Source organism: Paenibacillus sp. JGP012 (assembly GCF_014203995.1).
GTDB lineage: Bacteria > Bacillota > Bacilli > Paenibacillales > Paenibacillaceae > Paenibacillus > Paenibacillus silvae.
Genome location: NZ_JACHKG010000025.1, coordinates 1 through 13,137, shown reverse-complemented (window position 1 = coordinate 13,137; position 13,137 = coordinate 1). Strand labels below are relative to the sequence as shown.

Here is a 13,137-nt window from a genome sequence, read left to right as displayed (position 1 = left end):
GCTATTTTAAATTAAGCATATTCACTGACATTGATCGGGTGTTGCCGTAAATGATCTTCCAGCAGCTTGTCGGCGGTAAGATACAACAGACCGTTACCTTCAACGGATTTCGGTCTTCCCAACGGAATTGTCCGCTTCGTCAACTGGGCGTATAGTTCCGCCTCGGTCAACTGACGGTTAAACTGTTCCGCACTTTGGCAGCTATTGATCAGCAGCGCCAATGCCCCGGCTACATGTGGGGCAGCCATCGATGTGCCGGAAAGAATTTTGTAGGGGATGGACTTATCCTCCGCGAGCTCTAGCGGAAACGTCGATTTGATCTCCACACCGGGAGCTAGCAGATCAATTTCATTATTCATCGTCAGGAATGGTGCCGAATCAGAGTTGAAATTAATAGCTCCCACTGAAGTCGATTCATTAAACCCGGCTGGATAACGAAACTCTTCTTTCCCCGTATTTCCGGCTGCACACACAACGATAATATCATTGTCCACTGCACGCTTAACTGCATCATGGATCCCTTTGTGATCAGTGGCAAAAGACAATGACATCGAGATGATCTTTACATTTTGGTCAATCGCATAATGAATCGCCTGGGCAATCCATTCCGGTCTTCCGCGCCCTTGACGGTTGAGAACTTTCAGAATCAGTAGCCCCGCTTCGGGAGCAATGCCTACCACGCCGTCCCCATTCTTCGTCGCAGCGATAATCCCGGCCACATGCGTTCCATGTCCGTTGTAGTCCTTGTACACGCGAGGAATTCCATCGTCATCATCGGTAAAGTTCTTACCGCCGATAATCCGCTCGCGCAGATCGGGATGCTCGGCATCACAGCCGGTATCCAGAACTGCGATCATAACGCCCTTCCCATAATTTCCTTGTTCCCAGTATTGCGGAGCCTGGATCATCTGCACGCCTTTCGGAATTTCTTTCACATGCTGCCGCACACTTACAATTTCGACTGGAGGCAGCTGTACGTCATCTGCATTGGCTATTAACGTTGACATGATTCACCTCTTGTAACAAATTTCAGCTCTTAGCTGCGTGGTTATTATTTGAGCTTCTTTTCATATCATCCCCTCCTTTTTTTGTTAACGCGTTAAGCCACTGTAGTGTCTTTGCCGATTTTCCAAAAGTTATGACGGATACCTTGCGACCTTTGGTTCAGAATATAGCTTGGTTAAAAATTACTCAACACGAAAAGGAGCGACGTTAATGATCGAACCACAGAATTCACTGAAGATTTGTGTCATCTTGAAGCCAACTGCCGACAAAAATAACGAAGCGGTGTCCATCGCAATAAAAGAACGCGCAGATAATGCCGGCCCGCTTGAACTGGAAGCCGACGCCTTAGAGAGCATGACCGCCCGCAATGAAGTCAGCCCCGAGATGGCCGTTATGGTCCGAAAACTGTGGCGAAACGGCAGAACGCTGCGCGTCCGTTTTCTGGACGGAGATCCTGCGATTCAGGCCAAGGTCGTTCGTTGGGCCAATGAATGGGAGAATTATGCGAATATTACCTTTGATTTCGGCAATCACCAGGAGGCAGAGATCCGGATTACTTTTCGCGACAAAGGGACAGCCTACTCGGCCGTAGGGACGGATGCTCTGCTGTCCAATGTGGGGGCAACTATGAATTTCGGCTGGTTTGACCAGGACACCGAGGAATCGGAGTTCGAAAGAACCGTCATGCATGAATTCGGCCATGCCCTAGGATGTATTCATGAGCACCAGAGTCCATCGTCCGGTATCTGCTGGAACGAACAAGCCGTTCTGGACTATTTCAAGAAAAGGGGCTGGGATGAGGCGACAACAAGACACAATGTATTAGATAAAGAAAGCCCCTTGAATACAAACTTCACTGCATTTGACCGCAATTCAATCATGCTGTATCCTTTCCCTGGTGAACTGACCTGCGACGGAAGAGGTACGCCGTTCAACACCACCCTGTCGGAAACGGATAAAAACTTCATGCGTCAAATGTATCCGCGGGTAGCCACGCCCGCACCGGAGCCGGTCATGGGCTGATAATTCACACTTGGATCAGTAAATCAGATGAACCTGTTCTGAAGACTCCGGATTGCAGAAACATCCCCATCATTAAGCTGTTTTATTTTAAATAAATAACCCCAAGACCCTTTATCTTGTTCTAAAGGGCCTTGGGGTTATTGTGTTAAGCTTTCGAGAAAGGATATGTGTGAACACCGCATTATCCCGGTAAGGACTGAGCCTGACAATTGTCAGCTTCAGGCTCCGGACTTGTTCATTTCAGGCTTCATCATGCTTGATGTCATTGTCATCGATATATCCATAGACGTTATTGAGCTAACATAAAAATGAATTGTAAATTTTCACTAATTTAAGTCAAATTATCATAATAAGGTAAATATGTTCAATAATAAAAATCCATTGAGATAAACCTCCGTATTCAATTAATAAAAAGAACGAAGAAAATGCTGGCATGAAGTTAGAAATTCGGCTGTCACGTGACTTGGTAAAGTGTGCTTAAAAAGGATTGTGCCTTAAATATTTAGAAATCCACAATGTAACACGTTCTCCATTAAGTTGAGAAATCTAAAATTTATCTATCGTGTGTAACAGGAGATTGAAATAGCAAAGTTGCTGCAGCTGAAATAAGGTCACGGTTGCCATATAGAAGATCGTCGCGAGTCATTCGATGAATTGCGTCAGGTTGGATCCCAAGGTCCTCAAGAGGAAGACCAGCTTTATCTCCTACACGTGTGGTCTGGCGTACGGCGACTCGCATAGATGCACCATTTGGAAGCTCCTTAAAAAGGGAGTCCGGTCCTGGTTGTATAACTCTTAGTAAGTCATGGGTAAAAACATTTGCACCCCCTGCCCCAGTATTATCATCAACTCCTAGAATTTTTCCGATTTTATTATCCTGAAAACCTGCCGCGAAGATATCTGTTGTACTGTAGCAGCGAGCATCTGTGACTAATACGGTATTGCCATTGTATTGTCGTCCAATACTGTTGGTAAGATCAGGTGATTCAATCGGAAAACCTTGAGAGTACACTGAGCCAGTAATAGTAGATAAATCGATAGAATTAACCCACTGTTTTGCAAATCCGTTCAAAGCATCTGCATTAGCAATTGCAAGGGTTACTTCGTTATTTATAAAGTGTAGTCGTTCAGCTTCAATCCGACTAGAACTGAAGAGTTGGAGTAAGCGCTCACCATTGATGATAATACCTCCGCCATTACCGCGTACGTCAATGATTAAACCTTCTTTTGGGAGGAGGTTTACTATCCGTATTACTTCATTAACAAAGGCAATTGGCTCAGGATTACTAAACGTCCTTATACGTAGGTAACCAACTTTCCCAAGTGGTGTATCAATTGACCGAAATTGAAATGTGTTTGGATATTGACTGTTACTTGTAAAAAAATCTTCAGCTTCATGGTTAGGCTGAGCGATCTCTGCTCTGAGCTCAGCTGCTTCTTTGCTCAAATCACCGACATTAGAGGCAAATAGTTCCTTTCTGGCCGTATTGGTCAGTTCCATGTTAAGATCTAGCCCGTTAGCTGTTGCAAATTCCCCAGTTGCAGCAGACGCAAAAATTTCGTTAAATGAGCTAAATTGATTCACTTGCCAGGATAATTGTATTTTGTTGTTTTGACTATTACTGTTGTAACCGACAATGACCCATTGCTCGGCCGGTGGCAACGACATCGCCATTGGACGCACGGTCATGGCATCTAATCCTCGTACATGCCTTGCTGCTTCGTTACTTCCAGCTTCACGATCAGCATTTATGGCCACCGCTTGGTCTATAGGAATTCCGTTCCAATCGGTGATTTCAACTCCCGGTATGAAAGTATCGTGATGAAATCCCTCAGCTAGCTTTGTTACAATGTAGTGGCGTTTATTTTCGCCATCATAGAATTCTTCCATAAGGAATGGCAGGAATGCAGTACACTGATTATATGGAGCAGGTAAGATATAGTTAGTGTGCAGGTCACGCAATTCCTTAAAAATTTGAATGATCTCATTGTGAAACTCTCGTTGAGAAAGATTTTTTAATTGGCGGCGCAAAATTTTCAGTCTCTGCACTGGATTAATTGCATACATGCTTTTCTTTAGGGGCATGTGAACATAGACATTGTCTAGCAAAATCAGTGCCTGGTCTACGATTGTTCTGCGTTCTGCAAAGGTGAGTTCCTGTGTCGGTTCCGAAAAATCAGCAAGTTCAACAGAATTTTCAAACAAATAATCTGTAGTTTCAATTGTTAATACCATTAAAATCTCTCCTTCATAAAGAATTTGTATCAGAAATATCTAAGGATAGGTTTTGCTATTACTGAGGAATTATTCTACTGGAGTTGATTGGATGGGGGGAAGGTTCTTACTTGCTCTAATCTAAGTTATCACCATTATAGAATAAACAGTAATAGGCCCATCCGAAATCTCTGGTTGGCCTATTATTGCGTAAACTAATAAACGGAAAAGTTTGATCGGCAGGATTATTTGGCTAAGACATTACGTAGAGCGCTTATAGACGGCTGAAAGAAATATTCCCCGCCCGTCGGAATAACCCCATCCTTATCCAATACTATTGTACGATCCATCAATTCGAATTTACGTTTGCGAGCATCTCGCTCGTGCTGCCCAGTGATCGGGTCATGTCCACCTTCCTTGGGCTCACACTTACTATTCATCCAGTTTCTGCTTATAAATTCAAATTGCTTCTCAATTCAAGAAAATGTGATAGTCATGAAGTCAAAGTAATCAAGCGTAATTAAGTTAGTCTGTTCTGGTGGCAAAAGATTGTAAACGATATCTCTAGCCTTACTCTATTGAGTTTTCAGCTGCTTTTTCATTGATCGTGTTCCAATCCATAGCATGCCTAATGAAGCAACTACCAATAACACAATAATGGCTACAATAACAGCGAAAAAGGACTGATCAAACGCAAATCGCGCGGCCTGTTTCAATGTTTCCGAAGCTGATCCAGGCAGCCCTTCTGCTACGATTAAAGCTTCATCCAAACTATCTTTCACTTTTACTGAAACATTCAATCCTGTTGGGATTTTCATGGTTAACGTGTACACAAGACCTGATAGGCTTCCGATTATGGCTATTCCTGTAGCTCCACCAACTTCATATCCCACACTTTCCATCGATGCAGCCATACCTGCCTTTTCATACGGAGCACTGCTCATTATAGAATGAGAAGCTACCGTCATCCCGCCACCTAAGCCTACTCCAAAAATGGCTAGTCCAAATACCTGTCCAGCAATGCCCGAATCAAATTGTACAAGATAGATTCCCAATCCTGCTGCTGTAAGGAATAGAACAGCACTCTTGATATAAATCACATTGAAGCGATTCAAGATCATTCCGGTCACTGGAGCTGCAATGACAGATGCAAAAGGGATCGTTAACGTATATACTCCGGCTAGTAGCGGGCTGAAACCTTCTATCAATTGAAGGCGTTGCGTCACAATATATTGGATTCCCGTCATACCAAATAAACCTACCAAGGCCGTAATAAATCCTGTGGTAAACAGAGGTATCTTAAATAATGAAAGATCAATAAGTGGATCAGAACTTCGGTTTTGACGACGTATAAAGATAACAAGTGCCACAATGCCGACAGCAGCTCCAATTACTGCAAAAGTTACCGAACCTTCGCGGCGAGTAAACTCCTTGATCGCATAAATTAGAGTCACCAAGGCAATCATGATTTGGATTGAACTGGTTAAGTCAAACTTTTTACTTCTATCACCTTCATGTTTTGGAACGAGCAATATGGTTAGTACAAATGCTAGAATTGCGATGGGTAAATTAATGATGAATACAGATCCCCACGAGAAATACTCGAGAAGAAGCCCGCCTATAATGGGTCCAAGTCCTGCACCTCCTGAGGCAACAGCCCCCCAAATACCAATAGCCAAGCCTAACTCACGCGGATCTGTAAAAGTAACTCTGACGATTGCCATGGTAGCAGGCATCATAATCGATGCACCAACAGCAAGAAGTACCCTTCCCGCTATCAGAACATAAGGGTTGGGAGCAAAAGCTGCTGTAAGTGAGGCTATTGAAAATAAAATCAAACCTATCAAGAAAACCCGTTTATAACCAAGGCGGTCTCCTAATGTTCCCATTGCGGGAAGCAGGCCCGCCATAACAAGTGAGTAACCATTTAAAATCCATAATTTTTGCGAAGCAGTCGCACCTAAATCATGTGTTAACGTTGGCATAGCCGTGTAAAGAATTGTCATATCCATGACGATGAGTAAGAGTGCACTGGATACAATGATTAAAATCATCCAGCGTTTGAATGTTGACATAAGTAATCTTCCTCCGTACGAATTATTTTAAACTTTTAACATGTTAAACTATAATGTATAGGGTAACCCTATAGTCAATAAACAATTTCAGCGAAACTAATAAATAACCATAGAGGCATGGAGGATAGAAAAATGTCGAATATTTCAAACGAATATTTCACAACCAGTGAACTAGCTAAAACTTGCGGAGTGACTAAACACACCCTTTTTCATTACGATGATATTGGGCTGTTAAAACCTGAATATGTAAATTCTAAAGGCTACCGTTATTATTCCGTTCAACAATGTCTTGTACTTGATTTGATTATGGTGCTCAAAAAAGCCGGGAGTTCACTAGAGGAAATAAAGGTGTTTCTTCAGAAGCAAAATACGCCTCTATTAATCAATATGTTAAAAGAAAAACAGGTGGAGTTGGAAAAAGAACAACGTAGAATTACTCAAATGCAAAATATTCTGACAAGCGCCATCAAGATGACAGAGGAAGCAACATTGGAATTACAAAACTCGCCAAAGATTCTGGAATGCCTAGAGGAATATTTTATAACTACCCAACTAGATGTAGGTGATGGTGATAAGGAGTTTGCCAAAAAATTAACCGAACATCGAGACTATTGTGAAACACGCTATATCGATCATGAATTTCCGATTTGGACGATTATAAGTAAACACCGATTTGAATCTGGGGACTATTATCCAGAATACATCGCTAACAAAATAAAGAAACCCGTTCTTGAAGAAAAGATGTTTATCAAACCTGCAGGTTTATATGCAGTTATAGATCACAAAGGGTCATACGATAGCATGTCACAAACGTATTCAGTTATTAAAAAGTTCATTGCAAGTAAAGGAATGAATGTAAGCGGAGATGTGTATGCATTGGACCAGCTCACCTATTGGACAGAAAAAAATCCCGACGATTATAAAATACGGATATTCGTTCAGGTATCACATTGATTTCTCTTTCATTTCTTTGATAGTTCATAGATCAATCGTAGTCCTTTAGTTCCTTGTTTTTGTTGTAGTTACAACAAAAATTTTATCATTTATAATCATTCTAAAAGTATGTTTAGTTTGTTTTTAATGACAAAATGAATTTCTGAAAGGACTATAAGAAATGAAATCAAAAAAATAGACTCCATTGAGGAGCCCAACATCGCTTTAAGAGAAAAAGTGTTTGTGAAAGAACAAAATGTACCACTTGAAGATGAGTTTGATGATTATGATAAGTTAGGTGGACAGTGTGAGCACATCCTGGTCTATTTTAATGAACTACCCGCTGGAACAGGCGGAATTATTATTCGAGATGGCGTAGGTAAATTAGATCGAATATTTATCTTAAAACCTATCGCCAATATGGTCTCGGTAAATTAATCGTTACATCACTGGAGGAAATTGCAGAGAATAAAGGAATATCCAAAGTTAAATTACACGGACAGACACATGCAGAGGGATTTTATCACAAGCTAAGATACCAGACTACTTCCGATGTATTTATGGAAGATGGATTTCCGCATTATCTATAGGTATCTTAATTCTAACTCTTGGCATTACGTTGACCATACAATCAGAGCTTGGAAGCTCTCCATTCGACGCTCTTCTGGTCGGATTGTCCCTAAACGTAGGTTTAACTGTTGGCGGCTGGGAGATTATCCTTGCTCTAGTTATGATTTTTTTAAATTCGTTGCTACAAAACAGAAACCCGAATATTGGGGATTAGTAACTGCGCTTATAACAGGCATTTGTATTGATGTCTGGTTGTTATTGTTGCGGACTTGGGTGGCACCAGATCTATTGTTTTTCAAATTTTTGTGTTTCGGCTGCGGTTTGGTTGTTGCAGGAATAGGAACGACCATGTATCTACAGACCAATTTTGCACCAATTCCGATTGATCGCTTAACACTCTCACTAAAAAAAACAACTCGAACGAATATATTTTTTGCAAGAACTTTGATTAACGTTGTACTCCTGTTTATGGCATTCATTTTTGGTGGACCCATAGGTATAGGAACTGCACTCGCTGTCTGCTTCAGTGGGGCCATTTTAAATGTTTTTATCACCGGATATAAACTTCTTGTAGCTATTTGTTGTTTCTGAATTGCTTTTCAACATAAAACCTTTGTTTGTTGTGGGGTCATTTATCCACTTTTCTAGCATATTGGCAGGCAAGGACCACTTATAGTTTGCTGAAAGCTTCAATATACTCTTTCTTGTTTGTTTACTATCCTCCTTATTCAGGTCGCCCACTACCATAACCGAATCTTCTACACTTACAAAAGTCTAATTGGAAGACTTATCTGGTTACTATAATTGAAGATCGCGATGGCTTGCTCTTAGGTATAAAAATTAGACGTGCCCTCTCTGCCACCCTCATCAATCGAATACTGCCTTACACAGCCTTTCAAGATGAAATAGCAAGCTGTGAGTTATCTCCTTGAGTAAATAGAACGGTTCCGTTTGGATACTCCTCCAAACGGATTTCGTTCACTATGGCTTGCTGATCTTTCTTACTAAGAGAAGTGCATCTTGACAGGTATTTGTACAGGATATTTTTCATTGTCTCTCGTCTTCACCACCTTCTCCGCTTTTGCTCTCCCTATCCGTTTTCTAACGCCTAGGACCTTATGTAAACGTTCCACGTCATAGGCTCCAGCCCATTTCTGCAAATGTTGTATACCTTTATATAGGCAGCTACATAGAGTGTGAGTAGACATTTCACCAAAGAAGGAGAATGAGTATGAATCATACATTATTTCATCAAAATCAATGGCATAACCCAATGCCTAACATCCAGAAGGGCCTCACCCCTCCGCATTGTCATGGAAATGTGAACCTTAGTCACCCTAGTGGACATATAGAATTAAGAGATTATGGACAACAACCACTTGTAATCAATATTGATCAAGCCGCAAAGTATAATCAGAATTATCGCACCGCGCTATGGACGGGAAAGCATTTTCAAGTGACTCTGATGAGTATCCCTGTTGGCGAAGATATCGGATTGGAAGTCCATCCGACAACCGATCAATTCATTCGTATTGAAGAAGGTCAGGGACTTGTGCAAATGGGTGACGAGAAAGACAACTTGAATTTTCAAACGATGGCCTGTAAGGACTATGCCGTTATGGTTCCTGCTGGAAAATGGCACAATATCACCAACATAGGCAGCGTACCTCTTAAAGTGTACGTCATCTACGCGCCGCCTGAGCATCCTTATGGAACAGTTCATGAAACGAAAGCCATTGCCATGTCTTCTGAAAGTTAGTTGATCGTATTCTAATGTAAACAAATTTTAATACAAAAGCCTGGTTGCTTTTCATTCGTCGTGGAGAAAAATCAGGCTTTATTGACATGACCTACGAATACAACACCGCACACCTTGCCGGCGTGAGTTTCAACACTCATACTGCGTAGAAGCTGCCGGGCTTTTTGGTGAGAAACGGGGAATCCTACAGTTCTTCAGAATAAAAAGCTTTAGATACGGAATCCGTAGCTTTATCAATAAAAGCTGCAATTTTACTGGGGCTTTCCTTCAGACCACTACTCACCCACTTTTTAATAATAGCTATACTGCCATGAGCGGTGAACGTATACCAGGACTCAAATAATTGTGGATCAAAATATTTTAATTCCGTCTTCCATCGTTCAATAGTTAAATCGTGACTGATATAAAGGATTCGTTCTAATAATTCTTTATCGCCATGCTCTGAGAACAGAACCTCACATATCGTTTTATTCGCTTTTATATACTTACATAATTCATAAGATAGCGTTTGAGGGTTTGAAGTACTCATCCCAACTTGCTTAATGTCTTCGTAAAGATCATTTTCAATCGTTGAAAGAAGCTCAAACTGATTAGCATAGTGTGTGTAAAAGGTGTTGCGATTAATACCTGCTTCTCTGCAAATGTCGGTCACGGTAACTTTATTGATAGACCGTTCTGTCAAAAGCTTCAACAGGCTTTCTTTTATAACCATTTTTGTATATCTCACTCTGTGATCTGTTTTTTTCTCTGCCATAATATCCTCCCAATTTGAAATAATGAACAAATCTAAGGTGGTTTGTATGATAACTAACATATCTCAATCGAACAGCCTGTTGTTTAAGTAACACAGTGAAATTATAATCTATTTGAACGTTCAATTCTATTTTTAAACTTAAATGGAGGTAAGATATGGGTGATATAACTGTAGTGCCTGTATGGATAATTCAAGATATTATCGTCTTAATTGCTGCTGTTCTAATGGTTTTCTATATCCTTGATAAGGAAACACATCCCAAAACGGTTCTACTGCAGTTTATAGGTTTTGTGTTTTTTTACGCAGCCGTTTTTGAAATTACTGCTTCATCGCTTGGGGAAGGTTTTTACGCCTATGGGCGGAGTATTTTAATGTTATTTAATATACCGATTACTGTCCCTATTATTGAGTTTCTGATCATTTATTCAACTTTGCGTGTTCTAAAGTCTGTAAATATACCGTCCTGGACTAAACCATTTATTACGGGATTAAGTGCGATGGTGTTTGACTTTTCACTCGACCCGGTGGCCGTTAAACAGATTTTTGAGACCATGGATGGAACCATTGCAAGATGGACTTATTATCCGCTGGCCGGTGAACCTCAAATTTATGGGGAACCTGTGATGAATTTTACAGGATGGATTTATATCGCGGGATATTGGACCGTCTTTATTTTAATTGGTGAATGGTGGCATAAAAAGAAAGGCTACAGTAAAACCGTTGGTTACATCTATCCGTTTTTGGCGGCAATTGCGTCATTGGCTTGTATGTTCTCACCTTTATCCAACTTCTTTAATTACATGGGGCCGTTCTTCGCCAGAGAATCTAATATGCAATGGGTGATGTTGATTACACTTTCTGTCATTACAATCGGAGTTTTAGCATTAGCTTTCACAAAGTTCTGGGACCGGAAGGTTAATTATTCAATCACTCCCAAAAAAGATTTTCCGATCATGTTTACTTTCCTGGGGTTCCCCCTAGTCAATACTATATCTTGCATTATAGGAGGTTACATGCAAGTGTTGTGGCTGGTCGCTCTGGCTCAGATCTTATTATTGCTAGGCTGGATTGGAATTTACATTATGGGTAAAAAAGAAAGTCCAATCAATAACAAGGTCAGGCATGTCCTCTGCCATCGACTCTAACGCTTCTCTACCGTTTGAGGCTTCTCCAGAGACAGTGTAACCAAATAAATCCCATTGAATGAGCTTGCGCCGAACGAACACCTTATCTTCTATCAATAAAATCTTCCACATGCTCGCCGCCTCCAGACGGGTATGGAACTTTTCAAAGCTCCATTACCTCCATGACTAGAGGAACGCTGGCCAGACTCTCCATGCCCCTGCTAATAAAATCAACCGAGATGGCATTTGAGAAATAGGTCTTTAGTTTTTAAGATTCAATGGAGTTGATTAAGAGCTGTAACAAAAAAAAGATTTGTTTCTACTATCCCCTCCGGTTGATTGCTTCTTTGCCACGCTCCTTCTAATCGAACCCTTATATGTGGTAACAAAATCAAACGCCGTATCTCGACATGAGATACGGCGTTTGATTTTTAGTGGGGAAGATTACCCGAATTTTGTGGCTGAACCGGTGCAGGAGCGTAACCATTTTGCATTTGCTGCATGTCTTGCCGGGTAAGCTGCGGCACTTGGTAAAAGCCATTTTTATTTTGATAAATCGAGATCTCATAAGCCATCTCAATACAGTTTGGTAAGGAATCTGCAAGTACGCGGCGTACAACCGGATTTGTTGTTTCCAATGCTGCTGTTGTTTTCATTATAGCCCCTGATTTTACTGAATTTAGCATACTAAGGGATATGGATTGATCACATATCTCAGCTGCAGATTGAATTGGCTTTGTCGGTTGACTTGGTTTCATCCCATAAGTAAAATCATTACCTTGTTTCATTTTATAGCTCTGGGTCCGTTTTGAAGGATCTTGTCCGGTTTTGAAACTTTCCAATGTAATGTTATATTCATCAGCCATAAATTGCTTCTGACGCTGTAAGATATCCCGAAGTTCTGGATCTTGTACGTGCTCAATCAGCATGGTGTACGTGTTCATTGTGTTGATACTTCCTGCCAATACTTCATGGACATCAAACATCTCATGCCCGCCATGGTTCAGTTGGGGTGGAACAATGCCTGTCTCAATGTTTTGATGGTTTTGCTGCTGCATTTCGTATGTCCTCCTATGTGTTGTTTTCTGCAAATAAATGATTCCCTACATTCGCAGTCAGTGGTTATTATTAATATCATGGACTCAATATATTCAGAATAATTTTTATAGATCACCTGTACAGATTCTTTCGGCCAACATCTGTTCATAAGCCAATGTACGCGTATACGCAAATATACTAGGATGATTAACTCAAGCAAACAAGATTCCGATCCACCTGCAGAATTAACGAAGGTTTTTTCAACGAAATACTTCAATTATACAACCACAGTCTTTAATAAAACTAGAACGGAACATTTCCCTTGCTCTTAGCTTAACGTTTCGCCTTCATGTAACTAACCTGCCCGTTAGTTTAAAGAATTGAAAGGCAAGGTGCCGATTAGATACACCCCTAATCGGCAATCGGACCATGTTCTTGTCCCTCGAAGACTGCTTCCATTCCACACTCTATGAAATCCTTCCTCCCCCCAATAGCTTCCATAATAGGCATAAATCGCTCAGAAAGCCCGTTCATCCTCAGTATCTTAATCGAGTAGGAGGCTACCCATTAGTTGAGTAGCCGACCTCTCACACCACCGTACGTACCGTTCGGTATACGGCGGTTCAACCGCTTGCGTGCAA

The 13,137-nt window shown here is 41.1% G+C and carries 10 protein-coding genes and 2 pseudogenes; 6 read left to right on the top strand and 6 right to left on the bottom strand.

Annotation, left to right across the window (positions count from 1 at the left end):
• Positions 1 to 11: 11 nt before the first annotated feature.
• A complete protein-coding gene (locus HNR77_RS23115) occupies positions 12 to 1,007 on the bottom strand; it encodes a S8 family peptidase (RefSeq protein WP_184189637.1) in 996 nt (331 codons plus the stop codon).
• A 208-nt stretch (positions 1,008 to 1,215) separates the two neighbouring features.
• Between HNR77_RS23115 and HNR77_RS23110 the strand changes: the two genes are divergently transcribed.
• Positions 1,216 to 2,028, top strand: coding sequence for a M12 family metallopeptidase (locus HNR77_RS23110; RefSeq protein WP_184189630.1), 813 nt, complete (start codon positions 1,216 to 1,218; stop codon positions 2,026 to 2,028).
• 553 nt (positions 2,029 to 2,581) lie between these two features.
• Here the strand turns inward: HNR77_RS23110 and HNR77_RS23105 are convergent.
• The 3 genes from HNR77_RS23105 to HNR77_RS23095 form a co-directional block, all read right to left on the bottom strand.
• Positions 2,582 to 4,264 (bottom strand): S41 family peptidase, encoded by a 1,683-nt coding sequence (locus HNR77_RS23105; protein ID WP_184189628.1) that lies wholly within the window; start codon positions 4,262 to 4,264, stop codon positions 2,582 to 2,584.
• A 224-nt stretch (positions 4,265 to 4,488) separates the two neighbouring features.
• Positions 4,489 to 4,683 (bottom strand): hypothetical protein, encoded by a 195-nt coding sequence (locus HNR77_RS23100; RefSeq protein WP_184189626.1) that lies wholly within the window; start codon positions 4,681 to 4,683, stop codon positions 4,489 to 4,491.
• A gap of 135 nt (positions 4,684 to 4,818) precedes the next feature.
• Positions 4,819 to 6,318, bottom strand: coding sequence for an MFS transporter (locus HNR77_RS23095; RefSeq protein WP_184189624.1), 1,500 nt, complete (start codon positions 6,316 to 6,318; stop codon positions 4,819 to 4,821).
• Between the two features lie 132 nt (positions 6,319 to 6,450).
• Between HNR77_RS23095 and HNR77_RS23090 the strand changes: the two genes are divergently transcribed.
• The 4 genes and pseudogenes from HNR77_RS23090 (at position 6,451) to HNR77_RS23075 (ending at position 9,580) form a co-directional block, all read left to right on the top strand.
• Entirely contained in the window at positions 6,451 to 7,272 is an 822-nt protein-coding gene (locus HNR77_RS23090) for a MerR family transcriptional regulator (RefSeq protein ID WP_184189622.1), read from the top strand.
• Positions 7,273 to 7,425: 153 nt separating this feature from the next.
• Positions 7,426 to 7,841 (top strand): annotated as a pseudogene (locus HNR77_RS23085) (GNAT family N-acetyltransferase).
• A pseudogene (locus HNR77_RS30420) lies at positions 7,823 to 8,412 on the top strand (YczE/YyaS/YitT family protein). The pseudogenes HNR77_RS23085 and HNR77_RS30420 overlap by 19 nt, the downstream one beginning before the upstream one ends.
• Positions 8,413 to 9,052: 640 nt before the next feature.
• Positions 9,053 to 9,580, top strand: a complete 528-nt coding sequence (locus tag HNR77_RS23075; protein WP_397367412.1) for a cupin domain-containing protein — start codon at positions 9,053 to 9,055, stop codon at positions 9,578 to 9,580.
• A 184-nt stretch (positions 9,581 to 9,764) separates the two neighbouring features.
• Here the strand turns inward: HNR77_RS23075 and HNR77_RS23070 are convergent, their stop codons facing one another.
• Positions 9,765 to 10,334, bottom strand: a complete 570-nt coding sequence (locus HNR77_RS23070) for a TetR/AcrR family transcriptional regulator (RefSeq protein ID WP_221443970.1) — start codon at positions 10,332 to 10,334, stop codon at positions 9,765 to 9,767.
• Positions 10,335 to 10,489: 155 nt separating this feature from the next.
• On the opposite strand from HNR77_RS23070, the gene HNR77_RS23065 reads away from it, so the two are divergent.
• Positions 10,490 to 11,479, top strand: coding sequence for a carotenoid biosynthesis protein (locus tag HNR77_RS23065; protein WP_184189618.1), 990 nt, complete (start codon positions 10,490 to 10,492; stop codon positions 11,477 to 11,479).
• Between the two features lie 410 nt (positions 11,480 to 11,889).
• On the opposite strand, the gene HNR77_RS23060 is transcribed toward HNR77_RS23065, so the two are convergent.
• Positions 11,890 to 12,516 (bottom strand): spore coat protein, encoded by a 627-nt coding sequence (locus HNR77_RS23060; protein ID WP_184189616.1) that lies wholly within the window; start codon positions 12,514 to 12,516, stop codon positions 11,890 to 11,892.
• Between the last annotated feature and the right edge of the window lie 621 nt (positions 12,517 to 13,137).